The 26,299-nt window shown below is 55.1% G+C and carries 26 protein-coding genes; 13 read left to right on the forward strand and 13 right to left on the reverse strand.

The window, feature by feature from the left end; genetic code table 11:
• Positions 1-1,044: ribonuclease D (rnd, locus tag B2R48_RS19495; RefSeq protein ID WP_297003622.1), on the forward strand; the 1,044-nt coding region annotated here is incomplete at its 5' end.
• Between the two features lie 79 nt (positions 1,045-1,123).
• Here rnd and B2R48_RS19500 read toward each other — a convergent pair.
• Positions 1,124-1,702 carry a TetR/AcrR family transcriptional regulator gene (locus B2R48_RS19500; RefSeq protein WP_297003623.1) on the reverse strand — a complete coding sequence of 193 codons (579 nt, stop codon included), beginning with the start codon at positions 1,700-1,702 and terminating at the stop codon, positions 1,124-1,126.
• A gap of 197 nt (positions 1,703-1,899) precedes the next feature.
• Between B2R48_RS19500 and B2R48_RS19505 the strand changes: the two genes are divergently transcribed.
• Complete coding sequence (locus B2R48_RS19505) at positions 1,900-2,448, forward strand: carboxymuconolactone decarboxylase family protein (protein ID WP_297003624.1); 549 nt, start codon at positions 1,900-1,902, stop codon at positions 2,446-2,448.
• Positions 2,449-2,556: 108 nt separating this feature from the next.
• Entirely contained in the window at positions 2,557-3,021 is a 465-nt protein-coding gene (locus B2R48_RS19510) for a DUF1348 family protein (protein WP_297003625.1), read from the forward strand.
• Between the two features lie 313 nt (positions 3,022-3,334).
• Here the strand turns inward: B2R48_RS19510 and B2R48_RS19515 are convergent, their stop codons facing one another.
• Positions 3,335-4,201 (reverse strand): SDR family oxidoreductase, encoded by an 867-nt coding sequence (locus tag B2R48_RS19515; protein WP_297003627.1) that lies wholly within the window; start codon positions 4,199-4,201, stop codon positions 3,335-3,337.
• A gap of 102 nt (positions 4,202-4,303) precedes the next feature.
• Here B2R48_RS19515 and B2R48_RS19520 point away from each other — a divergent pair, with 102 nt between their 5' ends.
• Positions 4,304-5,218 carry a LysR family transcriptional regulator gene (locus B2R48_RS19520; protein ID WP_297003629.1) on the forward strand — a complete coding sequence of 305 codons (915 nt, stop codon included), beginning with the start codon at positions 4,304-4,306 and terminating at the stop codon, positions 5,216-5,218.
• Between the two features lie 16 nt (positions 5,219-5,234).
• On the opposite strand, the gene B2R48_RS19525 is transcribed toward B2R48_RS19520, so the two are convergent.
• The 10 genes from B2R48_RS19525 to B2R48_RS19570 all read right to left on the reverse strand — a co-directional run bounded on the left by B2R48_RS19525 (position 5,235) and on the right by B2R48_RS19570 (position 16,509).
• Entirely contained in the window at positions 5,235-5,819 is a 585-nt protein-coding gene (locus B2R48_RS19525) for a CatB-related O-acetyltransferase (RefSeq protein WP_213472460.1), read from the reverse strand.
• The gene (locus B2R48_RS19530; protein ID WP_297003631.1) at positions 5,809-6,714 is read right to left on the reverse strand and encodes an NAD-dependent epimerase/dehydratase family protein; all 906 of its coding nucleotides are present in this window, start codon (positions 6,712-6,714) and stop codon (positions 5,809-5,811) included. Before B2R48_RS19530 ends, B2R48_RS19525 begins: the two co-directional genes overlap by 11 nt.
• A complete protein-coding gene (gene rfbC, locus B2R48_RS19535) occupies positions 6,711-7,247 on the reverse strand; it encodes a dTDP-4-dehydrorhamnose 3,5-epimerase (protein WP_297003632.1) in 537 nt (178 codons plus the stop codon). The genes B2R48_RS19530 and rfbC overlap by 4 nt, the downstream gene beginning before the upstream one ends.
• Positions 7,244-8,476, reverse strand: coding sequence for a class I SAM-dependent methyltransferase (locus B2R48_RS19540; RefSeq protein WP_297003634.1), 1,233 nt, complete (start codon positions 8,474-8,476; stop codon positions 7,244-7,246). The genes rfbC and B2R48_RS19540 overlap by 4 nt, the downstream gene beginning before the upstream one ends.
• Positions 8,473-9,558 carry a CDP-glucose 4,6-dehydratase gene (gene rfbG, locus B2R48_RS19545; protein WP_297003636.1) on the reverse strand — a complete coding sequence of 362 codons (1,086 nt, stop codon included), beginning with the start codon at positions 9,556-9,558 and terminating at the stop codon, positions 8,473-8,475. The genes B2R48_RS19540 and rfbG overlap by 4 nt, the downstream gene beginning before the upstream one ends.
• 5 nt (positions 9,559-9,563) lie before the next feature.
• Complete coding sequence (rfbF, locus tag B2R48_RS19550) at positions 9,564-10,334, reverse strand: glucose-1-phosphate cytidylyltransferase (RefSeq protein WP_297003638.1); 771 nt, start codon at positions 10,332-10,334, stop codon at positions 9,564-9,566.
• Between the two features lie 42 nt (positions 10,335-10,376).
• Positions 10,377-11,270: a glycosyltransferase family 2 protein gene (locus B2R48_RS19555; protein WP_297003639.1), complete on the reverse strand. Its 894-nt coding sequence runs from the start codon at positions 11,268-11,270 to the stop codon at positions 10,377-10,379.
• 146 nt (positions 11,271-11,416) lie between these two features.
• Complete coding sequence (locus tag B2R48_RS19560) at positions 11,417-12,694, reverse strand: DUF1835 domain-containing protein (RefSeq protein WP_297003640.1); 1,278 nt, start codon at positions 12,692-12,694, stop codon at positions 11,417-11,419.
• A 152-nt stretch (positions 12,695-12,846) separates the two neighbouring features.
• Entirely contained in the window at positions 12,847-14,325 is a 1,479-nt protein-coding gene (gene ppx, locus B2R48_RS19565) for an exopolyphosphatase (RefSeq protein WP_297003641.1), read from the reverse strand.
• A 36-nt stretch (positions 14,326-14,361) separates the two neighbouring features.
• Positions 14,362-16,509 (reverse strand): RNA degradosome polyphosphate kinase, encoded by a 2,148-nt coding sequence (locus tag B2R48_RS19570; protein ID WP_297003642.1) that lies wholly within the window; start codon positions 16,507-16,509, stop codon positions 14,362-14,364.
• A 201-nt stretch (positions 16,510-16,710) separates the two neighbouring features.
• Between B2R48_RS19570 and B2R48_RS19575 the strand changes: the two genes are divergently transcribed.
• From B2R48_RS19575 to B2R48_RS19590, 4 genes are all read left to right on the forward strand, one after another.
• Positions 16,711-17,259, forward strand: a complete 549-nt coding sequence (locus B2R48_RS19575; RefSeq protein ID WP_232310737.1) for a SixA phosphatase family protein — start codon at positions 16,711-16,713, stop codon at positions 17,257-17,259.
• A 238-nt stretch (positions 17,260-17,497) separates the two neighbouring features.
• Positions 17,498-19,285 carry an aspartate--tRNA ligase gene (aspS, locus tag B2R48_RS19580; RefSeq protein WP_062957819.1) on the forward strand — a complete coding sequence of 596 codons (1,788 nt, stop codon included), beginning with the start codon at positions 17,498-17,500 and terminating at the stop codon, positions 19,283-19,285.
• 165 nt (positions 19,286-19,450) lie between these two features.
• Positions 19,451-20,413, forward strand: coding sequence for an SPOR domain-containing protein (locus B2R48_RS19585; protein WP_297003644.1), 963 nt, complete (start codon positions 19,451-19,453; stop codon positions 20,411-20,413).
• Between the two features lie 23 nt (positions 20,414-20,436).
• A complete protein-coding gene (locus B2R48_RS19590) occupies positions 20,437-21,267 on the forward strand; it encodes an EipB family protein (RefSeq protein WP_297003646.1) in 831 nt (276 codons plus the stop codon).
• Between the two features lie 78 nt (positions 21,268-21,345).
• Here B2R48_RS19590 and B2R48_RS19595 read toward each other — a convergent pair whose 3' ends face one another.
• Positions 21,346-21,663: an ArsR/SmtB family transcription factor gene (locus B2R48_RS19595; protein WP_213472476.1), complete on the reverse strand. Its 318-nt coding sequence runs from the start codon at positions 21,661-21,663 to the stop codon at positions 21,346-21,348.
• 682 nt (positions 21,664-22,345) lie between these two features.
• Between B2R48_RS19595 and B2R48_RS19600 the strand changes: the two genes are divergently transcribed.
• From B2R48_RS19600 to B2R48_RS19620, 5 genes are all read left to right on the forward strand, one after another.
• On the forward strand, positions 22,346-23,278 hold the full coding sequence (locus B2R48_RS19600) for a histone deacetylase family protein (RefSeq protein WP_297003648.1): 933 nt from the start codon (positions 22,346-22,348) through the stop codon (positions 23,276-23,278).
• A gap of 161 nt (positions 23,279-23,439) precedes the next feature.
• A complete protein-coding gene (locus B2R48_RS19605) occupies positions 23,440-23,703 on the forward strand; it encodes an exodeoxyribonuclease VII small subunit (protein WP_044828501.1) in 264 nt (87 codons plus the stop codon).
• A gap of 24 nt (positions 23,704-23,727) precedes the next feature.
• Positions 23,728-24,609, forward strand: coding sequence for a polyprenyl synthetase family protein (locus B2R48_RS19610; RefSeq protein WP_062957633.1), 882 nt, complete (start codon positions 23,728-23,730; stop codon positions 24,607-24,609).
• A gap of 50 nt (positions 24,610-24,659) precedes the next feature.
• Positions 24,660-25,409 carry a hypothetical protein gene (locus tag B2R48_RS19615; RefSeq protein ID WP_297003652.1) on the forward strand — a complete coding sequence of 250 codons (750 nt, stop codon included), beginning with the start codon at positions 24,660-24,662 and terminating at the stop codon, positions 25,407-25,409.
• Positions 25,410-25,454: 45 nt separating this feature from the next.
• Positions 25,455-26,299: alpha/beta hydrolase family protein (locus tag B2R48_RS19620; RefSeq protein ID WP_297003654.1), on the forward strand; the 845-nt coding region annotated here is incomplete at its 3' end.

Consider the following 26,299-nt stretch of genomic DNA (forward strand, 5'->3'; position numbering starts at 1 on the left):
CTGGTGCAGCTGGCAAGTCCGGAGTCGTCAGACAACGGCGCTGCGGTTGATCCGCTGGCCGAGGGCATTGACCTTGCACCGCTGTTCGAGCTGATGCAGGACGAGGATGTCGTGAAGGTATTTCACGCCGCCCGTCAGGATATCGAAATTTTCGTCCGTCTGTCGGGCAAGGTGCCCCATCCGGTGTTTGATACCCAGGTGGCGGCGATGGTGCTGGGCTATGGCGATCAGGTCGGCTATGAGACGCTGGTCAACAAGGTGGCGCGCAAAAGCATTGATAAATCGATGCGCTTTACCGATTGGTCGCGCCGGCCGCTGTCTTCCAAACAGATCAGTTACGCACTTTCAGATGTTACGCATCTGCGCGTGATCTATGAGGCGTTCCACGAACGCCTTGAAGCCAATGGCCGTGCGGCATGGCTGTTTGAGGAAATGGAACGCCTGACCGATCCGTCGATCTATTCGATTGACCCGGCCGATGCGTGGAAGCGGCTTAAAACGCGGTCCAACAGCCCGAAATTCCTTGCCGTGGCCCGTGCGCTTGGCGAATGGCGCGAAACCGAAGCGCAGCGCAAGAACCTGCCGCGTAACCGGATTTTGCGCGATGATACCTTGCTTGATATCGCGGCCCGTCAGCCGATGACGGACAAGGATCTTGATAAAACCCGCGGTGTCGGACGCAATTTTGGCAGTTCCAAACCGGGGCAGGCGATTATCGAGGCGATCAAGGCAGCCCTTGATAGCCCGCAGGACCAATGGCCCAAGCCAAAGCAACGCATCGAGTTGCCAGCCGGGATTGGTCCGACGGTCGAGTTGCTGAAAGTCCTTTTGAAGCTGTGTGCCGAGGAAAAGGGTGTTGCCCAGCGTCTGGTGGCCTCAAGCGATGATTTGCAAAACATCGCAGCCGATGACAATGCGGATGTTCCGGCCATGCGCGGCTGGCGACGCGAGCTTTTCGGGCAGTATGCGCTGCGTCTCAAACACGGCCAGCTTGGGCTTAAGCTCAAAGACGGCGAAGTGGTGTTTGTTGAACTGGACAGCTGATCGTCAGCTTGCTGTGCCGAACAAAAAACGGGGCCTGATGGCCCCGTTTTTGTTTTTGTCGTCAGGTTTGTGCCAGGCGTCAGGCGGGCAGGGCCGCATCAAGCAATGTGGTTGCCATGGTTTTGGCGATCTGCGCCGATTCGGGCATGCCACGCACCTGGGCGGTGACAATCGCGCCTTCCTTTAGCAGCGCAAGCTGTTCGGCCAGTTTCCGGGGTTCTGCCGCACCGGCTTTATCACAGAGATCCGCGATATGTTCGAGGACACAGACCTTGTGTTGGGCCGCGACCTGATGGGCGGGGTGGTCAAGCTTGGCGAATTCGCTTGAGGCGTTGATGAATGCGCAGCCAGAGAATCCCATGCCCTTGAAAGCACGGCCGTGAAACCATTCTTCAAGCGCATCAAACATCGCCAGAAGCTGTTCGCGCGGGTTGGCGGATGCCTTTTGCATTTCCGATGTCAGCCACTCACGGAATTGTTCATCGCGCCGGGTGAGGGCGGCCAGGATCAGCTCATCCTTGGATTTGAAATGCTTGTACATCGTCATTTTGGCGACGCCGGACTCGGCCAAAATCTTGTCGATTCCGGTGGCATTGAAGCCCTGTGTATAGAAAAGCCGCAGGGCCGTATCGACAAGCACGTCGCGTTTTGATTTCAACTTTCTTCACTCCAATAGTCGGATTCGATAGTTCCATAGTCAGACCGGTCTGTATTCTTTTGGCGGGAAAGCCGCAGAATAGCAAGCCTTTCGGATATTAGAACGATCATTTCAAAAATATATTTGACAAATAGACAGACCTGTCTGTATATATGTTTTCAACGCTGATCAACCCGAGCTTGTTAAGGAGAGTTCCAATGACCCGTATTTCTCTGCCTGCTTCGATCAATGCCGCCCCTGATGCTTCGCAGCCGCTTCTTGAGGGTGTGAACAAGATGCTTGGTTCGGTTCCGAACCTGTTTCGTCTGACGGCAAACAGCCCGGCGGCCCTTGAAGGCTATCTTGGTTTGAATGGTGCGCTGTCAAAAGGCGCGCTGGATCCGCAAACACGCGAACGCATCGCCCTTGCGGTTGCGCAGATCAACGGCTGTGACTACTGCCTGTCGGCGCATACCTATCTGGGTAAAAACCTTGCAAAGCTTGATGACGCCGAGATCACGGCGAACCGCAATGGTGGTTCCACCGATCAGAAGGCCGATGCGGCTGTGCGCTTTGCCGCGGCCCTGGTGAAGAACCGTGGCCAGGTCACCGAAGGTGATGTCAGTGCCGTCAAGCTTGCCGGGTATAGCGAGGCCGAGCTGGTCGAGATTGTCGCGCATGTCGCGCTCAATACGCTCACCAACTATCTCAACGAAGCCTTTGATACCCCGATTGACTTCCCGGTCGTGAATGCCTCTGCCGCCTAAGGGCAGGGCACGCTTCCGGTAAAGCCCCGGTCGGCAATCCCCCCTCCGCATGTTGCTCCGCGCCGACCGGGGTCCCCCTTTTTGACCACAGACCAAAGGACAAGATTGATGTCACGGCCACCGCTTCCGCCCTTTAACGTTGAAACCGCCAAACAGAAGGTTCGTTTGGCCGAGGATGGCTGGAACAGCCGCGATCCTGACAAGGTGTCGTTGGCCTATACACCAGACAGCCGCTGGCGCAACCGTGCCGAAATGTTTGCGGGCCGTGAAAACATCGTGGAGTTCCTTACCCGTAAATGGGCCAAGGAAATCGAGTATCGCCTGATCAAGGAACTCTGGGCTTTTCACGAAAACCGCATTGCTGTGCGCTTTGCTTATGAATATCGCGATGACAGCGGCAACTGGTTCCGGGCCTATGGCAACGAGAACTGGGAATTCGATGAAGACGGGCTGATGCGCCATCGTGTGGCATCGATCAATGACAAGCCGATTGCAGCCGAGGACCGGCTGTTCCATTGGCCTCTTGGCCGCCGTCCGGATGATCATCCGGGGCTGTCAGACTTGGGACTTTAGTCTCGATAACCCCGCCATGTTCCGGTTCCGGCGACGGACGGGAAGTTTCGGCGGAAACAAGTTCTACCCGACAGGCAAGGTGGTGCGTCCCCGGTGCTGTCTTGCCTGTCACCCCGCAAAGGACCCTGAACATGATTGTCAAATATATCGCCTTTTCGATTACGTCGACCGCCGTGCTTTTTGTCTCCTCCCTGCTGACCTTTGCGCCGTAAAGGTCAGGGTCAAGCCCCATGGTCTTGACCAACATTCCGATGCCTCCCTGAAAACTTGTCGGGCCCCTTTCGGGGCCCGTTTTTTTGTTTCGTTGCGGGGATCAGTTTGCCAATGCGGTCTGAATAAAATTCTCGACTGATTGCGGCTTGCGACCGACCAGCGTTTCGAAATCGTCACTTACGGTTTCGTAGTCGCCTTTCTTCGCCCCGACATAGAGACCTGCAAGGGCTTCGACCAGGTGGCCCGGTAGGCCTAGGCTGCCAAGGATGCCGGTATGGACCTCTGCTGGCAGGTCTACGAACTTGACCGGCTTGCCGGTGGCATTGGCAATGTAGCCCGCAATTTCGGTATGGGTGACGCCCCTGGTGCCGGTGAGGTCATAGGTTTTGTTGACGTGATTGGCTGGCTTGGCCAGCACCACGGCGGCGGCTTCCGCCAGGTCATTGCGCGGGATATAGGTGATTTTGGCATCACCCGCCGGGGCACCGAAATCGCCGGTTTCAAGCGCGTGCGGGACACCGGCTAGCAACAGGTCTGCATAAAAACTGTTGCGCAGAATGGTGAAGGCAAGGCCGCTTTCGCGAATGTAGTTTTCAGTATCGAGGTGAATGGCCGAATAGGTGAAATCCGCATCGGCTTTTGGGTCGACGATGCCGGTATAGACGATGTGTTTGACGCCTGCGGCCTTGGCGGCGTCGACCGCGGTGCGGTGCTGTTTGATGCGGGTTGCGTTGTCGTCTTCGGCCGAGATGATAAGGGCGGTGTCAATACCGGCAAAAGCCTTGGTCATGAGCGCCAGGTCATTGAAATCGCCTGCGCGGACATCAATGCCCTTGGCGCTCAGGTCGGCGGCCTTTTCCGGCTTGCGGACACTGACGGCTATGTCACTTGCCGGGATGCGATCGAGCAGATGTTTGACAACAAGGCTTCCAAGTTGGCCGGTCGCACCGGTGATCAATACGGTCATGTTCGTTTTCTCCTATCGGGTGTCAGGCGTTGCCTGTGTATGGGAGAAATCTGCGCCTATTAATGCATATGATCAATTCGATGGATATGATAATCAGTATGCATGAATATCGATGAATTGGATCTTGATTATCGCCTGCTAAGGCTGTTTCTGACCATCTATGACGAAGGGTCGGTGACGGCGGCTGCGCACCGCCTTGATGTCGGGCAGCCAACCGTCAGTCACGGGCTGGAGCGGTTGCGCCAGATTATTGGCGACCCGCTGTTTGTCCGGTCAGGCAGATCAGTTGCGCCAACCGCCCATGCCGATGAAATCGCGCCACAAGTGCGCGTATTGCTGCAAGGGATGCGGAGCCTGACCCGCGTGGTGGCCTTTGATCCTGATAACCCGGAACAGAATGCGCATTTCGTGATTGGCGCCAATGATTACGAGGTGGCGGTGATTTTGCCCGCCCTGATGAAGCGGGTCCAGAATTGCGCGGCGGATATCCGGCTCAAGATTTTGCCGGTATCCGGTCTCGACAGGATGGTCAGATGTCTGCGCGATGGCACGATTGATCATGCGATCAGTATCGATTCCTCGGGCAAGCATGGCGATATCGCCCGCCAGGGCCTTTTTCGTGAACAGATGCGCTGCTTTTATGATCCGGCGTTTCATGATGTTTTGCCCGATACGCTGGACCGGTATTGTGCCGCCAGTCATGCCCGCGTGATGATCGGGGCCAATGACAGTTCGGCAATTGATGACATCCTGCGCGGACTTGGCCGATCACGGCGTACCGCCCTTCAGGTGCCAACCTTTGCCAGTGTCGCCAACCTGATCCGCGGTACAGACATCATCGCAACCCTGCCGTCGCGTCTGGCTGGTTCGATGATGGAGGGGTTCGGGCAGTTCGATCTGCCGTTTGATTTCCCGGAATACGGCTTTGCCCAATACTGGCACGTCCGCAACGCCGCAAATGCCGCCCATAAATGGCTTAGAGGCGAGATTTTTCGGGTATCACGGGGGTTGGGGTAGGGTTGTGAGCAGAGTGTTATGAGCGGTTCCGCTGGGCTTCGATAAATGCATCTACATCGCCATAGAGCAGATCAGCCATCTGGCGCAGTTCCGCGTCGCTGCATTCCCACCAGCGGGTTGCAAGAAGTTGTTCGATTTGGTGATCATCAAAGCGTTTTTTGATGATGCGGGCCGGGTTGCCGCCGACAATGGCATAGGGCGGGACATCTTTGGTCACAATAGCGCCAGCTGCGACAACCGCACCGGTACCGATAGAAACACCAGAGAGAATAATGGCTCGCGCCCCGATCCAGACATCATGACCAAGTGTGATTGGTCCCTTGGTAATAGCATCACTATTGGGCTGGTCCGGGTGCCAAAGGCGCGTTTTAAACGGATATGTACTGGGATGGCTTAAGGGGTGGTCGACCTTGCAAAGGAACAGCACGTCCGGCCCGATGGAGCAATAGGAGCCAACGGAAAGGGCGGCATCGGCAGAGACACCCGCGACCATGTTTTTGTTCAGGCCATAGGAATGCTTGCCAATGGTGACATGGGCGGGAAGTTTTGCCGATTTGGGTTTGATGCCCAGTAATTTCCGCAGTCGGTCCTTAAGTTTCATTTCGCTGCCACCAATCAATACAATCCTGTAATGCGGATGTTAGGTCAAATTCACAACTGTAACCAACCGTTTGCGTGAGTACTGATGTATCCGCAACCAGATAGGGCGGGTCATCGGGGCGATCTTGCATGCTTCCCGCAGCGATTGTCCCGCGCCCTATGAGGGTTTTCAGTGTCTCAGCGACTTCCAGCAGGCTGTGACCTTCGCCGGTGGCGATATTGATTAGGCCCGTGAAGGGATGATCGATCAGCTTGGCAAAGGCGGCACCGGCATCTGCGACATGCATGAAATCGCGGATTTGTTTGCCGGAACTCATTTTGGCAGTTTCACCTTCCAGAAGCGCACGCGTGATCGCTGGGACGAAGCGCGCCGGGGCCTCTTGCGGGCCGCACAGCAGGAACAGGCGTCCCCAGGCAATGGATGCGCCTTGGGCGTTCAGTTCAAGGCAATGCTGGGCGAGTTTCAGTTTTTCCTGACCATAAAGCGTGTGGGGTTTACATGCTGCGTCTTCGGTCAGTTTCTGACCCGGCGCTATACCCTGCCAGTCATATTCGGCACAGCTTCCGGCAAGCACGGCACGCTTGCCGCCCTGGTCATGGAAACGATCCAGAAGATCGATACTGGCGTCGCGCCAATCGGGGTTGTCGGGAGCATTCCAGAAATGACCGTGTTTGGTCTGCCAGGCCAAATGAATTAAGCCGTCTGGACGTTCACTTTCAATCAGTTGCTTGCGAAAGTCCGCGTCAAGCAAATCACCGGAGATGTGACGGCCGGGCAGAGCGCCATCTTCTGGTACAGATCGCCCGCAGGTAATGACATCATGGCCGGTGTGAAACAGCTTTTGGCAGGCATAGGGGCCGATCAGGCCGTTGGCACCAGTAACGAGGACCTTCATTTTGGTGGCTCGTAATCAGGGTAGTTGGCATCACGATCATTGATGATCGCCGGCTTTTCGGGCCATGAAATACCGAAAGCCGGATCGTTCCAGCGCACGCCCGATGCGAGATCGGGCAAGAAGGGCGCGCCCATCAGATAGAGAACCTCGGTATCGGGTTCAAGCGTCAGGAAGCCATGTGCACAGCCGGCCGGGATGATCAGGGAATTGCGGTTGGTCGCTGACAATTTAGCGCCCACCCATTTGCAGTAGCTTGCTGAATCTGGTCGCAAATCAATGACCACATCATAGATCGCGCCGGAAATGCAGCGAACGATTTTGGGGTCGCCGACCGGGGCTGCCTGATAATGCATGCCGCGCAGTGTGCCCGCATGGTGATTAAAGGACAGATTTGCCTGAACGACCTCGAAGTCATGGCCATTTGCAGCCAGTTCTTCTTTGCAGAAGGAGCGTGCGAAAAAGCCGCGATCATCGCTGTGCTTTTCAAGCTCGATCAGGTCGACGCCATTGATATCTGTCGCAATAAATCTCATCCGATCACTTCGACCCTGGGGATGGCAACCATGAACTTTCCGCCCCAGTCGCTGACATGCGACATGCTTTTCATGATTTCGGCCGACAGGTTCCATGGCAGGATCAGGACATAGTCCGGTTTCGCTACCTTGAGGTGATCGGGTGCGTGGACCGGGATGTGACTTCCGGGCAGAAGCGTGTTTTGCTTGTGCGGGTTGGCATCAACCACAAAATCAATCAGGTCGGTACCAATGTCGCAGTAGTTCAACAGCGTGTTGCCCTTGGCGGCTGCACCATAGCCGGCAACGGTTTTGCCCTCTGTCTTGGCGGATTTGAGGAATGCCAGCAGATCGTCACGGATCTTGCGGCATTTCGCATCAAAACCTTCGTAGCAGGCCAGGGTCGCAATGCCCGCCTCAGCCTCTTTGGCGCGCAGGGCAGAAAGGCGGTCCGTCTCGGGACGCGTACCTGTGGTTTTCTGGGCCCAGACACGCAGGCTGCCGCCATGGGTTGGGATTTCCTCAACGTCAAAGACCTTCAGGCCATTGCTTTCAAAGCATTTCTCGACAGCGTAAAGCGAGAGGTAGGAGAAATGTTCGTGATAGATCGTGTCGAACTGGGTCTTTTCCAGAAGGTTCAGAAGATGCGGGAATTCAAAGGTTGAGACCCCGTCATCAGCCAGAACTGCGGCAAAGCCCGAAACGAAATCGTTGATGTCTGGCACATGGGCCAGAACGTTGTTGGCCGCAGTCAGGTTTGCGTGGCCATGTTCGGCGACGATCTTTTCGGCCGTTTCCTTGCCAAAGAAGGCAACAAGGCTTTTAACCCCTTTTTTCTCGGCCTCTTTAGCAACGTTGGCTGCTGGTTCAACACCGAGGACCGGGATCGACTTGCCGACAAAATGCTGAAGCAGATAGCCATCGTTGGAAGCCACTTCGACCACAAAGGAGTCCTTTCCAAGACCAAGTCGCTCGGTTGCGGTTTCGCAGTAGTTTCGGGCATGCTCAACCCAGCTTGAGGAGTAGCTTGAGAAATAGGCATAATGACTGAAGATGTCAGATGGCGGGACAACATCATCAACCTGAACAAGGAAGCAGTTGCTGCAAACACGCGCATGCAGAGGATAGCGCGGGTCCGTCTGGTCTGCCTGATCAAGCGACACATAGGAGTTGGCAAGCGGGCTAAGCCCAAGATCAACAAGCGTGTGTTTCAGATCGGTTCCGCAGGCGCGGCAGGTTGGCGTTGTCATTTTGTATCCATCATCATCTCAAACGAGGCAATCTGGGCCTCGGTCACGTCGCGCATTTTGCGGCCATCAAGATGTGCCTTGTGCCATGCGACTATCCATTCCACACATGTCGGTAGTTCGAGGCGTGGTTCCCACGCGAGGGTTTTGGTGGCAAGGCTTGAATTCAGCGCCAATGTGAGCGCCTCCTTGCTGCCACCGGAGTTGTCCTGTTGCGTAATACCGGCCGTTGATCCCCATGCATCCAGCATGAGACTGGTAACATGCCCCACCGTGTGTGATTCATGGGGGCCGAAATTAAGAGCCGGTACTGTGGTTTTGCCTTCAACCGCAGCCTGAAGATACATCAGATATCCCGAAACCGGCTCAATCACATGTTGCCATGGGCGTGTGGTGCCTGGGCTGCGCAGTTCGACTGGATCACCGTTGGAAACAGCGCGGATGATATCGGTCATCAGTCGGTCTTCTGACCAGTCGCCGCCGCCAACAACATTGCCAGCACGTGCTGTTACCACCGGAATGTTTGCCGCGCGGAAATAGCTTTGACCGAAACTGCGCGTGACAATTTCCTGACAGCCTTTGGACGCACTATAGGGATCGCGGCCGCCCAGTGCATCGCCTTCGGTAAATACGATTTCACCATGTGCCTGATCGTAACTGTCATTGTCATAGGCCTTGTCGCTGGTCACGACCAGAACACCTTTGAGACCCGGACTATCACGCAACGCATCCAGAAGATTAGCAGTGCCGATAATGTTGGTTGCCATGGTCTCGACCGGTTCGCGATATCCACGGCGAACAAGCGGTTGGGCCGCCATATGCAGGACAAGTTCGGGTTGGACCTTTTTTACCATGTCGGCGACGTCGGCCCGGTCACGCAAGTCGGCAATGGTTTGCGATGCATAGTCGAGATCAAGCAGGTCATGCAGGCTGGGATCAGTTTCTGGTGCCAACGCAAGGCCATGAACTTCTGCGCCCATCTGCATTAGCCAGCATGCTGCCCAACTGCCCTTGAAACCGGTATGACCGGTCAGAAGAACGCGCTTTCCCGACCAGAATGATCGCAGGTTTTCGCTGGTGCGCATGGCAGTTACCAGACCTTCCAGGGGGCGTTACCTTCGGTCCACAGGGTCTCCAGCATATGTTTCTCGCGCAGTGTGTCCATCGGCTGCCAGAAACCATCGTGACGCCATGCAGAAAGTTCACCCTGATCAGACAGGTTGCGCAGCGGTTCAGCTTCCCAGACGGTTTTGTCTTCAGCGATTTCGTTGAGTACGGATTTTTCACAGACAAAGAAGCCGGCATTGATGCGTGCACCATCGCCCAGCGGCTTCTCCTGAAAGGCCGAGACACGATCCCCGTCAAGTACAGTCGCGCCAAACCGGCCCGGAGGTGAGACCACTGTCATGGTTGCCTTGCGGCCCTGTTTTTTGTGGAATTCAATGCTGGCGGTGATGTCAATATTGCCAAGCCCATCGCCGTAAGTCAGGCAGAAGGGCGCATTATCATCAAGATAGTCGGCCACGCGCTTGATACGGCCGCCGGTCATGCTGTTCAGGCCGGTATCGACCAGCGTTATTTTCCAGGGTTCTGCATTGGCATTGTGATATTCGAGCTGATTGGTCGCCATATCAATGGTGACGTCGGCGTGATGCAGGAAGTAGTTGGCGAAATATTCCTTGATCACATAGCCCTTGTAACCAAGGCAGATCACGAATTCATTGACGCCGTGTGCCGCGTAAATCTTCATCAGGTGCCAGAGGATGGGCTTTCCGCCGATTTCGACCATCGGCTTTGGCTTGACCGAGGTTTCTTCACTCAATCGGCTGCCATATCCGCCTGCAAGAATTACTGCCTTCATTTGAATCGATATCCACTCATTCAGTTTTCGTGGCCTGCCGACCTAGTTTTTTGCCGTGCGTGGTAGTTTTGATGCCCTTACGCCAAGGACCGCCGCCAAGGAGCCCACCGATCTTGCCAGATCGCGCCAGCCCTTCTTGCGGTTGAAGGTCACGCCGTACAGCAACGCCTTTCCTGCGAAGCGCAAAGCGTGTTTTGTGCCGAGGCACATTCCTGCCAGGCGCCCCTTGTACTTGGATTCAAAATATATTCTGGACCAAGCAATGTTCCAGAATTTTTCCCAATAATACGCCTTGTTTGGGCGGACCGAGCCTCCATTCAGGTGCGTTACCACCGAAGAAGCTACCAGAATAAGGGGATGTCCGGCACGACGAACGCGAACACACATGTCATCGTCTTCGTAGTACAGGTAAATCTCCGGATCATAGAAGCCGACTTTCCTCATGACTTCCATCCTTACAAGGTTTACGGCGCCAGATAGGAACTCAACGCAGATGGGACCTTCCGGAACAATGTTGTAAGCAAGTTTGCCGAAGATGTTGCGTTTCCAGATTTCGACGTTATGGCTGGGTTCGATATGTCCGTTACCATCTTTATGGATGGGGCCAAACATCGCAGCTTCTGGATAAAGGTCAGCAGCATGGACTAGCGCGTTGACCGCATCCGCGGTCATCAGGGAGTCCGGATTGGCGAGCAGGGCAAACTCAGTTTCAACCGCGCCGAGTCCCTGACTGGCAGCAGCACCATAGCCTAGCCCTTTGCTGTTGCGGATGACTTTTGCATCCGGGCGGAGCTTGGCCACGATATCAAGCGTGTCGTCTTGGGACGCATTATCGACGACAATTAGCGGCAAGTCGGCAGGAAGCGATTTCAATAGCCCGCCAATAACGAGCCCCCCATTATGGGTGATCGTGATTACTGTCGTTCTTGCCGTCATTTAGGTTCCCTGCAGAATGTCCATGTCCCCGTGGGGCCGAACATATTCAATCCGGGCGCAATGTCCAATCAGAGATTGCCGCTTAAGGGAAAATAATCTGCCCGTTACGCAGTTTAAAACAAGCTCTTTCGAGTTTCATTGGTTTATTACGCGGGCGAAGGATTTATCCGAACACCACCAACCCAACGAACGCCAGTAAAGTTATCAAGGAAATTACGTCTGCCGGCCAAGGTTTCGTGGCCGGTGGTGGTGAGCGTAATTGTGTGTTCGGCCCAGTTGGTTTTCGGGTCCGAAGCGGACAGGGTGAAGAGCGCGTCCTTGCAGTCCATCATCCACTGGATTTCTGACCAGAACATCAGGTCACCGAGACAGGGCAGGGGGTCGTAGCGTCGCATCAGGTGGCCAAAGACCTTGCCGACGGTGACAGGGCCGTGGTCCTTGATGATTTGCAGGGTGAGTTTTTGGGTCAGGCCAAGGCCGGTTTGCGGGTCGGGCAATTCCGCGAGGTGGCGTTTGAGGGCTGCTGGCATGTGGGGCAGGGGCGCGGTGGTTTTTTCCGCAAGTGTTTTAAGATGTCGCGGGTCGTCTGCACGAAGCGCCTTCCAGACTTTGGTGCCGAATGTCAGTATGTCGGCGCGAAGCGGCATGCGGTGGTTTTGCCAGCACCAGATCAGCAATTCCGGTGACAACTGACCAAGACCGATGAAGCGATCAATGCCGGGGACTTGGCCAACAGAAATCAGGTCGACCTTTGTGTTTGGTCGGGTAGTGGCAATGAAATCCATCAGAAATGCCAAAATAAGCTGATCGTAGCTGTCATGTTCGAACCACAAGACCACATGGTCATATGTGCCAAGTGTCGTCAGTGCGCCATATTCCCGTTTTATGCGGGCGAGGGCATCTTTGTGGGCGATCTGATAGCTTTGAGCGATGAAATCGGCGCGGGTTTCGACAAATTGATCAAGCGGCAAGTCGGGCACCGGTCCCTGACAGAAGGGATCGGCAAATTCCAGAAAGTCGCCGACAAATCCTGCGATCTCAAGCCCGTTTCGGATATCAGAACCACATCGGAGATGAAGCGTGCTTTTCGTATCACGGACCGGAACCGTCCCGGATGCGATTTGTCGATGGCGTTCCGCAATCTGGTCGATATGCCGTTTCATTGCGGGCCAGCTTGGAAAACCGTTTTCGCGTGCAATGACAAGCTGGCTATCGGCAAGCTGGATCGTGCCCAAATCGGAAATATGGACCGGATGGCCTGCATCGTTTGCGCGCGTGCGTGCGTGGGCGTCACCAGATCGCAGGTCGCGCAGAAGTTCCTTGGCGCGTTTGCGCTGCTGTTCAAGGTTCAAGCGACCGTCAAAGATCGGCTGGTCAGGTCTGGACGTGGATTTGCCGGATTTCGATGAGCGTGATGCGGACATACGATTCCCCTGTTCATAACGCCTGTGTCCGCCAGACAGGCAAGGAAACCGTTTGTTTCATGGGTATGTTACCGGGCGCAGCCCTTTCCGCGGACGGGATGCTTGTGAAGCACCACAAGACAATATCGGATGTGCGCCAGAAAGCAACCGGGTTACATCAGGCGTACTTCGCTTTCGCGGTTCATCAGCTTGGCCAGTTTCGACAGACGCTGTTCGACGACTTCGCCGTAAAGGGCTGCGGCCTGTTTTTCAAATTGCAGCACCAGTTTGTCGCCTTCAAGCTGCAGCCGGGTTTGCGGCAAGATGCCCTCGACCCCGCCAGACAGCGTATGGCCAAGGCGAATGACATGGCCAAACAGGCGTCCGGTCAGGCGGTCATCTTCGCTAAGGATGCGGTCACTTGCGTCGTCACCCTTGAAATTGCCGGTATAGCGCGAACCGATCGTGTAGGCCAGAAACACCCGGTCATGATGGTTCAGATCAATATAGGGATGGCGGAGAATACGGTTGTAGCTTTGAATGGCGCGATAATCGGGGTGTTCGTTCCATCCGATGTCACCAATGATACAGGCCGCCAAGCGCAGACGTTCGATATTGTCCGGTAATTCCGAGAAGATCGGCGCGCACCATTTGGCGACTTCTTCGCCATGCTGGTGAAAACGTTCGCCGTCTTCGGCAAAGCTGAAGCAGGCTTCAAGTACAGGATCGCGTTGACGCAGATCTTCGGGCAGGACTTCATACATCCAGCCTTCGCGAAGCCCGTGTCCGGAAAAGACAACCTCGTTTGGCTGCATGCGTTTCATCAGCATGTTCATCACCAGTGATGCGTGCGGCAGGCTGTCGATGCGGCGTTTGGAGACACCCCCGATCTTCTCAAGCGACACCCGGCTTTGCTGGGAAATGATGTGGGTCAGTTCGGCCATTTCCGATTGGGGCATGGCAAGGTTATGGACCACTGAAATCGGGTAGTTTTCCTGGGCGATGAACAGTTTGGCGATTGAGCGCCAAGAACCGCCTACGGCATAAAGTTGCTGGCCCTTGGCGTCGGAAAGCCAATCGACCGTATCCAGATACTGATTGATTTCAGCCGTCAGACGGGCGCGATCAGAACCGAATACCGTGTGCAGACGCATCGCACCGAGCGGCAGGCTTATGCGTTTTTTGATCTCGCCCTTATCAAGCAAAACCAGTTCAAGCGACCCGCCGCCGATATCGCCCATGATGCCGGACGCCATCGGATCACCGGAAATGATGCCAAGGGCCGAAAGGCGTGCTTCTTCAAGACCATCGATCACCTTGACCGCAAGACCGGTTTCCGCGGCCACACGGTCACAGAACTCCTTGCCATCGGAGGCAGCCCGCACAGCGGCGGTGGCCAGCACGTCGACATGGGTGACCTTCATGGCCCGAAGCAGGGTGGCAAAGCGGTGCATGGCAACCACGGCAAGTTCGACCCCCTCTGGGTTGAGCTTGCCGGTGTTTTCGGGATCACGACCAAGGCCACACATGACCTTTTCGTTGAAGATCGGCACGGGGGCGCGGGTCATGCCATCAAAAATGACAAGCCGCACAGAGTTGGAGCCAACATCTATGATTGCGATGCGGTTGGAAGCCCGTTGGTCAGTCAGCATAAGATGTTGGCACCTGTTGGTCGTCTTTGGTCGTCTTTAGTCATCAAGTTCTAGCACAGGAACATTCGGGTCAGCTTGATCCAGCGCACTTCCCCGGCCCGAAAGCGACGGGTTGGTCATAAAGTATTTGTGCGACGAGAATGCTTTTTCATCTGCCTCACACCGTTCATAGGAACCGTCGGGCTGGAGATGCCATGCCTGTGCGGTATCCTTGAGGTTGGCAATCATGATCTGTTCAACAATCTGTTGCTGACAGGTCGGGTTTTCAACCGGTACCAGCGTCTCAACGCGGCGGTTCAGGTTGCGCGGCATCCAGTCGGCAGACGAAATGAACGCCTTGGCCTTGCGTGACGGAAGCTTGGCGCCGTTGGCAAAGACAACAATGCGCGAATGTTCAAGGAACCGCCCGACAATTGATTTGACGCGAATGTTTTCCGAAAGTCCCGGCACACCCGGACGCAGGCAACAAATGCCGCGCACCACCAGTTCGATATGCACGCCCGACTGGCTTGCACGATAAAGCGCGTCGATCACCACCGGGTCGACCAGGCTGTTCATCTTGGCCCAGATTCCGGACGGTTTGCCCGCCTTGCAGTTTTCGATTTCCTGATCAATGTGGGTCAGCAGGGTCGGGCGCAGGGTATGCGGTGCAATCGCGATTTTTTCAAGCGAGCGCGGCGTGGCATAGCCGGTCATGAAGTTAAAGATATTGGCCGCATCACGCCCCAGTGCGGGATCGCACGAGAAGAACGAAATATCGGTATAGAACTTCGCTGTGATCGGATGATAGTTGCCCGTCCCGAAGTGGGTGTAGGTCCGAAGACCATGGGTCTCACGGCGGACCACGAGCGAGATCTTGGCGTGTGTTTTCCAGTCAAGGAAGCCATAGACCACCTGACAGCCCGCACGTTCAAGATCGGCCGCCCAGCGCAGGTTGGCTTCTTCGTCAAAGCGGGCCTTGAGCTCGACCATGGCGGTAACGGATTTACCGGCCTCGGCCGCAGCGATCAGGGCCTTGACGATCGGACTGTTTTCGGACGTGCGATAGAGTGTCTGTTTGATGGTGACGACATCCGGGTCACGTGCGGCCTGCAACAGGAACTGCACCACCACATCGAAATCTTCGAACGGATGATGAACCACCAGATCCTTTTTGCTGATCGCGGCAAAGCAATCGCCCCCAAAGTCACGCACCCGTTCGGGATAGCGCGCGGCATAGGGCGCAAACAGAAGATCATGATGCAGATCGGAATCAATCAGTTGCTTGACGTCCACCACACCGAGCAGGCCATCAACCTTGACGACTTCCTCAAGCGCGACATCAAGTTCATCAATGACGAAATCCAGAAGGTCCTCGGGCATGCCCGCATTGACTTTAAGGCGGATGATGCTGCCACGACGGCGGCGTTTCAGAGCGGTTTTGAAAACGCGCACCAGATCTTCGGCTTCTTCCTCGATTTCAACGTCCGAGTCACGAATGACGCGGAAGAAGCCGTGCTCGATCATGTCAAAGCCCGGGAACATCTTGCCAAGATACAGCAGGATGGCCTGTTCGACCGGAAGATAGCGTTCATTGCGGCCCGGCAGGCGCAGGAAGCGACCGATCTTTTGCGGCACCGGGATTAGCCCGCGCATATTGTGCCCGTCAGCCGGATCAAACAGCTGCATGACGATGGCAAAGCCAAGGTTGGGAATGAACGGGAAGGGGTGCGACGGATCAATGGCAAGCGGGGTCAGCGTCGGGAAAATTTCGCGCATGAAATAGCCATCAAGCCATTTGCGGTCCGTCTGGGTCAGGTCGCCCTGGTCAATGACCGAGATGCCCTGTTTTTCCATTTCGCTGCTCAGTTGACGCCAGACGCGTTGTTGATCCTGCATCAATTGGTTGGCATCAAAGGTAATGGCGCGCAGCTGTTCGGACGGGCTCATGCCATCCTGACTGACCTTGGTCATGCCAGCGCGCATTTGCCCGACGAGGCCTGCGACACGCACCATATAGAATTCATCAAGGTTGCTGGCGGAAATCGACAGAAAGCGCAGGCGTTCAAGCAGCGGGTGCCCCTTGTTCTGGGCTTCTTCAAGAACGCGATTGTTGAATGCCAGCCACGATAATTCGCGGTTAATGAAGCGGCTTTCCGAATCAATGGTGATCGCGCTTGACTGAACTGCAGCGGCGTGTGTCACGCTATGCCTCCTGCGGATTGAGGGAACGTCCTTGAACTTATGCGACAGTTCCCGGTTGCAAATGGAGTATAGGATAACTGCTTGGGTGGGTGCAATTTTCTTAAATTTATGTGTCAGTTTTTCTAATAGCTTCCCGGCCTTCAATGTGGCATGCAGGTACACCGTTTGATCATTATTCGCGACTGCCAAACAGACGAAGACATGAAAACGCTGTTATTGCTTCGGCATGCAAAATCAAGCTGGGCGGACCCGGGGCGTTCGGACCATGACCGCGAGCTTAACCGTCGCGGTGAAAAGGCCGCCCCGTTCATGGGGCGCTATTTGCGTCAGCACGAACTGGTGCCTGATCTGATCTGGTGTTCGACCGCGGCGCGTGCGGTTCAGACCCTTGGTCTGCTTGGGCGTGATTTCGCGACAGATGCCGATGTCATCTATAACGAAGACCTATATATGGCCAGCGAGCGGGTGTTGCTTGAGAACCTGCATCACACCCATGAAGACGCAAAGCAGGTGATGTTTGTTGGCCACAATCCCGGGATCGAGGTGTTTGCCCAGTCGCTTTATGGCGACGGGAACGCGGACGCGAGGGAAATCATGGCGCGCAAATACCCGACCTGCGCCTTGGCGCATTTCGAATTCGATGTCGATCATTGGGGTGAAATCGCGCCCGGAACCGGACGCCTGATCGATTTCATCAAGGTCAAGGACCTTCAGGCGGTCAAGATCGGCCCGGAACCAATTGCCAAATGATTTGCTGATCTGCGTTACGGGCACTTGACGAAGGGCGCGTGTCCGCGTTTTATACCGCTGAAATTTGGGACTCCGTGCTTGAAGGGCAGGGAAACATCACACGCAAGCGCTGCGGATCGTACGCTGATTGATCTGTGGCGGGCACGTTGTGGTGCGTTTTTTGTTTGACAGCGCGGGTCTGGCATGCACCTTTGCGGCCAAATTTGCGGCCCAAGAAATAAAGCAACCTGGAATGACAATGCATCCTTTTCGCTCTCATAACTGTAATGCGCTGCGCGCGACTGACGCCGACGCGGAAGTTCGCCTGTCTGGCTGGATTCACCGTAAACGTGACCACGGCAACCTTCTGTTCGTAGACCTGCGCGACCATTACGGCATCACCCAGGTCGTTATCGACATTTCGAGCCCGCTGTTCGAAACGCTGGACAAAGCGCGCGCCGAAAGCGTGATCACGGTCGATGGCAAGGTTGTCAAACGTACGGCCGAGACCATCAACCCCAACTTGCCGACTGGCGAGATCGAAGTTTACGCATCGAACATCGAAGTGCAGTCTTCGGCCGAAGTTCTGCCGATGCCGGTCTTTGGCGATGTCGAATATGGCGAGGAAGTTCGCCTGCGTCACCGTTACCTTGATCTGCGCCGTGAAAGCGTGCATTCGAACATCGTTCTGCGTTCCAAGGTCATTTCGGCCATGCGTCAGAAAATGACCGCACAGGGCTTCCTGGAAATCCAGACGCCGATCCTGACGGCAAGTTCGCCGGAAGGTGCGCGTGACTTCCTGGTACCGTCGCGTATGCATCCGGGCCAGTTCTATGCCCTGCCGCAGGCACCGCAGCAGTTCAAGCAGCTGCTGATGGTTTCGGGCTTTGACAAATATTTCCAGATCGCACCGTGCTTCCGCGATGAAGATGCCCGTGCCGACCGTTCGCCGGGTGAGTTCTATCAGCTCGACTTCGAGATGGCCTTTGCCACCCAGGAAGACGTGTTTGCGGCGATCGAGCCGGTTTTGCATGACATCTTTGTCGAGTTCGGCGGTGGTCGTGATGTGACCCCGTATCCGTTCCCGCGCATTCCGTTCGATGAATCGATGGCGAAATACGGATCCGACAAGCCGGACCTGCGTAACCCGCTGATCATTTCCGATGTCACCGAGCCGTTCCGCGGATCGAGCTTTGGCATCTTTGCATCGAACATCGAAAAAGGTTCGGTGGTTCGTGCGATCCCGGCAACGGGTGCAGCATCCCGCCCGCGCAGCTTCTTTGACAAGCTGAACAACTGGGCGCGTGATGAAGGTGCGGCTGGTCTTGGTTACATCGTTTACGGCGAAGACGGCGAAGCAAAAGGCCCGATTGCCAAGAACCTTGATGCTGACCGTATCGCACAGATCAAGGAAATCACCGGCGTTGCCAATGGCGATGCGGTGTTCTTTGCCTGTGACAAGGAACTGGCAGCTGCCAAGTTCGCCGGTAAGGTCCGTGACAAGGTCTGTGACGAGCTTGAACTGCGCGAAGAAGGCATGTTCAAGTTCTGCTGGATCGTTGACTTCCCGATGTATGAGGAAGATGACGACGGCAAGATCGAATTCAGCCACAACCCGTTCTCGATGCCGCAGGGCGAACTTGAGGCGCTGGAAAACCAGAACCCGCTTGATATCAAGGCGTGGCAGTATGACATCGTGTGTAACGGTATCGAACTGTCGTCGGGTGCCATTCGTAACCATCGTCCGGACATCATGTACAAGGCGTTCGAAATTGCCGGTTATGGCAAGGACGTGGTCGAAGAACAGTTTGGCGGCATGCTTAATGCGTTCAAATACGGCGCCCCGCCGCACGGTGGTTCGGCCCCGGGCGTTGACCGTATCGTCATGCTGCTGGCCGACGAGCCGAACATTCGCGAAGTCATTGCCTTCCCGCTGAACCAGCAGGCGCAGGATCTTATGATGAATGCCCCGGCAGAAGTCGAAGACAAGCAGCTTAAAGAACTGCATCTGCGTGTTCAGATGCCGCCAAAGGCGAAAAAAGACTGATCTGTTTTCGGAATTGTCCGAAACAGCGATGGATCAAACGGCCCGGATATGTTCCGGGCCGTTTTCTTTTGGGCTCATTCAATCGCCAATCGTTACCTAATATTAACGGCCTATAGGGCAGTTTAACGGAGGAAAAGAACATTTGATCCTTCGGGGGATGGGCTGTTGAGAAAGATTCTTGTGGTGGCAGCGCCTTTGGCGCTTAGCGCGTGTGGTGGTCCGATTGAACTGACCGTTGCCAAGCTGGCCGGTGATTTGATCAGCTATGTGTCGACGGGCAAAAGCACGACCGACCATGCGGTATCGTTTGTTGCCGAACAGGATTGCGCCCTGCATCGCCCATTGCTTGAACAGGATATCTGCAAGGACGAGGAAACCGTTCTGGCCGAAGAGGCCGCCGCCCTTGCCGTGATGGGCGAGCCCGAGATCAAACAGGAAATTCGTGCGGCCCGCCCGGAAATCTATGCCGTGAATGCACCGGCAGAGGATTGGTCACGCCCGAGCACCACAGCCGCGAAATCGAACGTCATTGTCACGACCAACCTGCCGCCGCTGGCCCCGAAAAAGAACACGGATGATGTGGTTGCAGACGCCAAGGTACCTTCTGCGCCGGTCGAGGTTGCTTCTGCACGTGATCAGATCGAAGCGGAAGACGTTCCGGTGGCACTGGGCGATCTGGGACCGATTGATCCGCAGGTTGAGGCCGATGCAGCGGTTGCGGGTTATGTCGATGACAAACGCCTGCCTGAAGTCGCGGCACCAAAGGAAACTGTGACGGCCGCATTGACGGATCCTGTCACCATGAAAGACAGTGTCGAAGCGGTGGCACAGCCTGTTGAGGCTCCGCTTGATGGTGAAGCCCTTGCAGGCGATGATCTTGCCGTGCCGCTGCCGGGTGATTATGTGGTATTGGCAAGCTTTGCTGATGAAGCCCGTGCCACGAAGGCACTTGGCATCTATGCGGAATACCAGCCGCGCCTGCTGAATGCCGAAGTGCAGGGCAAGCCCTATCTTCGGGTTGCGGTCGGGCCGCTGTCGGCAGAGCACGCACGTGATTTACGCCTTCTTGCTGCCAAAAAGGGGGTTAAAGATCCCTGGATTGTCGGCGTGATGGCCACCGGAGAGTGATGTTGTCTGGATTTTTTTCAGAGATGAAGCAACGTCAGCGTTCCTTTAGAGGAGCGCTGATCTTTTGTTTGGGTCTTGGCGGCTGTGCCGCGCAGGCAGGAAGTGTTTCGGGCATTCAGGATGCCGTTGTCCCCCATATCGCGGAATATCACTTCAAAATGAGCCACGCGGAGCCGGGTAGCTCGATTGTTGATGCATCCGGTGTGCTGGGTTACCGGTTCGAGAAGGTCTGTGATGGCTGGGTCACCGAGATGCAGCAGATCATGATCTTGCAGGGTGCTGAAGGCACACCTGTCAATTCGGCCTATTCGATTACCCAGTGGGAAGATTTCGTGGGCAGCGAGTACCGGTTCCGCATGAGCGATTATCTTGACGGTACCAAGGTTGACGAGATTGTCGGCAAGGCTGTCCGCCAGGATGATATGGTCAAGGTCACCTATGAAATCCCGGTCGAGGTCGAAGAAGAGCTTCCGGCAGATGCGATGTTTCCGACCCAACATTCGCTGGTGTTGCTGAAACGTGCGCAGGACGGCGAAAAGTTTGCCAATGATCTGGTGTTTGATGGCAGTGGTGATACCCCGACCAATCGGGTAGCGGTGGTGATTTCAGATCGCAAGGATGCCGCAAATGCGGCCGATGACCCCGATGCCATTGCACAGAGCCCATTTCACCGTATGAGCCTTGCATTCTATCCGATCGGGGCGGCGGAAAATGGCCCGACGACCGAGATGGCCGTTGATTTTGCCGAAAACGGCGTTGCCCACGCGATGCGATTTGATTACGGCGAGTTCGAAGTGTTCGGAACCCTTGATAAGGTCACCCGGTTGCCAATGCCAGATTGTGGCTCGCAATAATACCGGTTGCACGTCCCGAAAATTAAAAAGCCTGCCCTAAAAAAGGCAGGCTTTTTTACTGGGGAATGCCCTGGTCTGTTATGCAGCGGCGGACTTGTTTGCAGAGTTGCAATAAAGTCCGTAAAGGGTCTCGATCACGCGCAGAGCATCGTCACCATTCAGTGAATAGTAGATGGTCTGTGCTTCGCGACGAGTCTGAACGAGCTTGTCACGACGCAGGCGTGCGAGGTGCTGCGAGAGGGCGGACTGGCTTAGTCCAACGATACGTTCGAGTTCGCCAACCGACTTTTCGCCTTCATTAAGTTGGCAAAGGATAAGCAGTCTGCTCTGATTGCTCATGGCCTTTAACAGGACGCTCGCCTGTTCGGCCTTTTCTTCTAGATTGTTAAGTTCCATCTGGCTTCCTTATAAGCCTGACCGCGAGCGGCCATTGTCCCAATGAAAGTTCGACAATTCACCTGACGGAGCCATCTTGCGTGGCTGTAATCCGACTGGCGCGATGTCACTTCCGCAGAAGTACCTATCGGATCGTGACTTCTTCTACCAATAAATTACAGGAATCCATCGGTAAACTTATTCTCAAGTATATTACAAATCTGTCAAGAGACTGTTTACGCCTGTGTTGCCTGAATCCAAAGGTATTTTGCCGGAAAACAACCTGTCGAACTTTCTCCCATCCGCCAGATTTTCTCTGGTGGTTTCGAGACTGATCCTTTTGGAGGGTAATGAAACCTGTGCAACACACCACCCAAAAGGTCAGTTTTTAGACGATTGCGCCCCGGTTTGCTCGTTTCGGGGCACATTCGATGTAAGCATATACAAACCCGAGAAAGCGGCGAAAATATGAAAGTAATGGTGGTGGCAGGGGCGTAAAGGGTGATGCTTATGTTGAAGGTCAAAGAGCTTGCGTTATCGTTCTTTGATATGCTGATTTAGAACAAAGATAAGCATTTCGTTTTGCGATAGGCATATCGCATGACGATCAAAAAAAGCGGGAAGCGATGAACGCAATCCCGTGATCCGGGTCTTGGCCCGGAGCGACATCATGTTTGACCTTTCAGGAAGGCGACCCAGAAAAATGGCGACCTTGTTCGTGACCCATCACGACTGCATTGAACACGATACCGGCCCGGGGCACCCGGAATCAGCCGACCGTCTGCGCGTGATCCAGCGCGTTTTCGAGGCCGAGGAATTCATGTTCCTGCATCGTGAAGAAGCGCCGCTGGGCGACCTTGATTTGATCAAGGCCGTTCATGACCCTGCCTATGTTGACAAGGTGATGGCATCCATCCCTGATCACGGCGTCGAGCCGCTTGATGGCGACACCTATGTCTCGCCAGGGTCGGGCAAGGCGGCATTGCGATCGGTCGGTGGGGCGTGTGTTGCGGTTGATGCGGTAATGGGTGGGCATGAAAGGAATGCCTTTGTTGCCACCAGACCGCCCGGACATCACGCCGAATATGACCGGGCAATGGGATTTTGCCTGTTTAACAATGCGGCCATTGCCGCCCACCATGCGCGCAGTAAATTCGGCATCAAGCGGGTGGCGGTGATGGATTTCGATGTCCATCACGGCAACGGCACGCAGGACCTATTTTATAATGATGCGGACCTGTTTTATTGCTCGACCCATCAATGGCCGCTTTATCCCGGCACCGGGGCCGAAAGTGAACGCGGATGTGCGAACAATATCCTGAATGTCGGTATGGTTGCCGGATCGGGTACGGTCGAAGTACAGGAAGCGTTCAATTCGACAGTCCTGCCCGGTATTGCCGCGTTCAATCCGGAACTTCTGATCATTTCAGCGGGCTTTGACGGGCACAAGAATGATCCGCTGGCGGGGCTTTGCTATGTGGCGGATGATTTTGTCTGGATGACCAAGCAGTTGATGGATCTTGCCGAGGAACAATGTGGTGGGCGTGTGGTGTCCTTGCTTGAAGGGGGCTATGATTTGCCATCACTTGCGACCAGTGCCGTTCAACATGTGCGGACATTGATGGGGGCCCATTAAGGGCAGCCAAACATCACCCCAAGATCACTTCAAGATCACTTCAAGATCACCGGGCTGTTGCCCGACAAAAGCGTTTCAGTCAGACGAAATTGCGTTCTGTTCGGTTGCCCTGATCGTGACTTGCGCGTAAACTCCGCGCCGACCTAAGAAATGGAGCTTACATGTCCGAGGCTACTGCATCTCCCGCTATTCCTGAAGATATCGCGAAACTGAGTTTCGAAGAGGCGCTTGGGCAGCTTGAGACCCTTGTGCGTCAGCTTGAACAGGGTCAGGTCGGGCTTGATGACGCCATTGCGTCCTATGAACGCGGTGCGGCGCTGAAACGCCATTGCGCGGACAAACTGCGCGCGGCTGAAGAGCGCATCGAAAAAATCACCCTGAATGCGGATGGCCGCCCGTCGGCAACACCGACCGAAATTGAATAATCGGAGACCGTCGTGAGTTACGACATGATTGCCGAACTGAGTGCGGCGTCTGCTGATCTGGGCGAGACGCTTGACGGGATCCTGCCCCGTGCCAATGGCCAGATCGAGCAGCGCCTGTATCAGGCGATGCGCTATTCGACGCTGGGCGATGGCAAACGCTTACGCCCGTTTCTGGTGCTGAGCTCTGCCGGGTTGTTCAAAGTATCGCGCCGATCCGCCCTGCGCGTTGCCGCCGCTGTTGAAATGGTACACAGCTATTCACTGATCCATGATGACCTGCCGGCGATGGATGACGATGATCTGCGTCGCGGCAAACCCAGCTGCCACAAGCAGTTTGACGAGGCGACGGCGATTTTGGCCGGTGATGCGTTGCTGACCCAGGCATTTGAAGTGCTGGCCGATGAAGATACCCATCCCGATCCGCGCGTTTGTACCGATCTTGTCCGTGCTCTTGCCCGTGCGGCGGGGCCATATGGCATGGTCGGCGGTCAGATGATCGATCTGGCCGGGGAAGGGCAGAGTTTTGATCAGGCGCAGGTGACACACCTGCATTTGCTCAAGACCGGGCGAATGTTTGCCTTTGCCTGCGAAGCCGGGGCGATCCTTGGCAAGGCACCGAAAAGCATTCGTTTGGCCTTGCGATCCTATGCCCATGACATGGGGCTGGCCTTCCAGATCAAGGATGACATTCTGGATGTAGAGGCAAGTTCGGAAGAACTCGGCAAGACGGCGGGCAAGGATGTCGATCAGGAAAAATCGACCTTCGTCAAATTGCTTGGTCTTGATCAGGCCCGCGAGCAGGCAAGAATGCTGTGCGATCAGGCGATTAATCACCTGAACTGCTTTGACGGCGAGGCCGAACCGCTGCGTGCTGTGGCACGTTTTGTTGTTGAACGCGGCAGATAATTTGCTCGAGTAGTAGTTCCAAGCCGGATTTCTTCAAGAGGGCGTTCAACTTGGTTTCAGTCGAAATTCTAGCTGTGTGGGGGGCCGTCACGGGGACGATTGGAACACTTGCAGGTGTTTTAGGTTTTGGTCTTCGTTTGAGGCAATACCTCGCGGATAAGCCCAGATTGAAAAACGATGTCGAGTTTAGATTCGGTGGAATGGATGGCGGAGAGCCAAGTCATTTAATTTACTTGAGATCAACCGGTCGTCGTCCTGTCTCAATCGATTACATTGAGTACCACATAAGGCCCTCTAAGTTTTTTGATCGGATGTTTGTTCGATGGTTACGTCGAGATGGTCGATGGGTTCACCGGGACAAACTCTTTAAGCCTCTGGTGCTCGAAGAAGGTAAAAAGGTGCAAGTTGGGCTCGCAAGAGTGCAAGGCATGCCCGTGACTTCTATTTCCGGTATATTTGCGATTGACCAGACCGGTAGAAGCTGGAAGGTACGTTGGCCGTCAAGACGCAAGGTTGCGAAGCTCGCTACTTCAGAGAAAATTACTAGTGTAAATTTTGAAGGTGATAGAAGAAACGTTGAAATTACTCAATATCGAGTTGGTGATAAATACAAAATCCATTTATTTATAAAAGATACAGGGGGTGGACCAAGTAGAGGTCATGTAATATTGCGTAGAAATATTGAAGATATTGATGCTCTATTCAATTTTTTGTCGGAAATTATGGTTCCAAAATACCTTAGTAAAGAAATAGATGCTGACGAATTGATAAAAGAGGTAGGTAGTTTTTCTAGGGTTTGAGTTTTGTCTTTTTTGTCTTTCTGCTTGTGGTCGTAGATCATCACCATGACCGACTATCCCCCATATACAGCCGGTTTTCGCGACCGGCTGTTTGACAAGGACCCGTTTCCGTTAGCGATCTGGTATCCGGCGACCGCACCTGAAAGTTCGGTGCGCCATATGGGCGTGGCATCCAGTGCCGCGCGCGGGGCCGCCTTTGCCGATGACGGCCCGTTTCCCATCGTGCTGTTTTCGCATGGGTCGGAAGGGCATCGGTTCAATCAGTTCTGGTTGGCGGAATATCTGGCGCGGCGGGGCTATATCGTTGCGGCTCCCCAGCATGTTGGGGACAACTACCTTGATGCGTCCGAAGCCCGGCAGTTGGCGATTATCGAACGTCGCCCGCAGGAAATGCGTCTGGCACTTGATCTGTTATTGGCGCATGACGAAATCGGGCCGCAGATTGACCAGGGCAAAATCTATGCCCTTGGCCATTCCGCGGGTGGGGCGACGGTCCTGAAACTGGCCGGGTGGGATTTTGATGCCCGGGCGTGGCAGGATTACTGCGAAATCAACGCTGATACCGATCACGTGATTTGCCAGCACGCGCCAAGCGATGATCACCTTGACCGGCTGCACACTGTTTATGGTGGGCCGGTGGTGTCCGAGCGTGATGACCGGATTGCAGCCATCATTGCGATTGCGCCAGCCTTTGGCGTGGCGGCAACGGACGCGGGACTTGGCGATATTGATATCCCGATGCTGTTTGTCGAAGCCGACACAGACGAAATCCTGCATGACCATGTTAACGCCGCGCACTTTCGCAAGCTGTTGCGCGGGCGGGCAAAGTTCGTGAAGGTCAAGGGGGCCGGGCACTATTCCTTCTTGCCGAAATGCACCCCATATATTGC

It is taken from the genome of Thalassospira sp. UBA848, assembly GCF_002295455.1.
In the GTDB taxonomy this organism is placed as follows: Bacteria; Pseudomonadota; Alphaproteobacteria; order Rhodospirillales; family Thalassospiraceae; genus Thalassospira.

Excerpts from the sequence above, each read along its gene's own strand:
- B2R48_RS19505 (WP_297003624.1), top strand. The coding sequence starts at position 1,900 with ATGACCCGTATTTCTCTGCCTGCTTCGATCAATGCCGCCCCTGATGCT.
- B2R48_RS19510 (WP_297003625.1), top strand. The coding sequence starts at position 2,557 with ATGTCACGGCCACCGCTTCCGCCCTTTAACGTTGAAACCGCCAAACAG.
- B2R48_RS19515 (WP_297003627.1), bottom strand. The coding sequence starts at position 4,201 with ATGACCGTATTGATCACCGGTGCGACCGGCCAACTTGGAAGCCTTGTT.
- B2R48_RS19520 (WP_297003629.1), top strand. The coding sequence starts at position 4,304 with ATGAATATCGATGAATTGGATCTTGATTATCGCCTGCTAAGGCTGTTT.
- B2R48_RS19525 (WP_213472460.1), bottom strand. The coding sequence starts at position 5,819 with ATGAAACTTAAGGACCGACTGCGGAAATTACTGGGCATCAAACCCAAA.
- B2R48_RS19530 (WP_297003631.1), bottom strand. The coding sequence starts at position 6,714 with ATGAAGGTCCTCGTTACTGGTGCCAACGGCCTGATCGGCCCCTATGCC.
- rfbC (WP_297003632.1), bottom strand. The coding sequence starts at position 7,247 with ATGAGATTTATTGCGACAGATATCAATGGCGTCGACCTGATCGAGCTT.
- B2R48_RS19540 (WP_297003634.1), bottom strand. The coding sequence starts at position 8,476 with ATGACAACGCCAACCTGCCGCGCCTGCGGAACCGATCTGAAACACACG.
- rfbG (WP_297003636.1), bottom strand. The coding sequence starts at position 9,558 with ATGCGCACCAGCGAAAACCTGCGATCATTCTGGTCGGGAAAGCGCGTT.
- rfbF (WP_297003638.1), bottom strand. The coding sequence starts at position 10,334 with ATGAAGGCAGTAATTCTTGCAGGCGGATATGGCAGCCGATTGAGTGAA.
- B2R48_RS19555 (WP_297003639.1), bottom strand. The coding sequence starts at position 11,270 with ATGACGGCAAGAACGACAGTAATCACGATCACCCATAATGGGGGGCTC.
- B2R48_RS19560 (WP_297003640.1), bottom strand. The coding sequence starts at position 12,694 with ATGTCCGCATCACGCTCATCGAAATCCGGCAAATCCACGTCCAGACCT.
- ppx (WP_297003641.1), bottom strand. The coding sequence starts at position 14,325 with ATGCTGACTGACCAACGGGCTTCCAACCGCATCGCAATCATAGATGTT.
- B2R48_RS19575 (WP_232310737.1), top strand. The coding sequence starts at position 16,711 with ATGAAAACGCTGTTATTGCTTCGGCATGCAAAATCAAGCTGGGCGGAC.
- aspS (WP_062957819.1), top strand. The coding sequence starts at position 17,498 with ATGCATCCTTTTCGCTCTCATAACTGTAATGCGCTGCGCGCGACTGAC.
- B2R48_RS19590 (WP_297003646.1), top strand. The coding sequence starts at position 20,437 with ATGAAGCAACGTCAGCGTTCCTTTAGAGGAGCGCTGATCTTTTGTTTG.
- B2R48_RS19595 (WP_213472476.1), bottom strand. The coding sequence starts at position 21,663 with ATGGAACTTAACAATCTAGAAGAAAAGGCCGAACAGGCGAGCGTCCTG.
- B2R48_RS19600 (WP_297003648.1), top strand. The coding sequence starts at position 22,346 with ATGGCGACCTTGTTCGTGACCCATCACGACTGCATTGAACACGATACC.
- B2R48_RS19605 (WP_044828501.1), top strand. The coding sequence starts at position 23,440 with ATGTCCGAGGCTACTGCATCTCCCGCTATTCCTGAAGATATCGCGAAA.
- B2R48_RS19610 (WP_062957633.1), top strand. The coding sequence starts at position 23,728 with ATGATTGCCGAACTGAGTGCGGCGTCTGCTGATCTGGGCGAGACGCTT.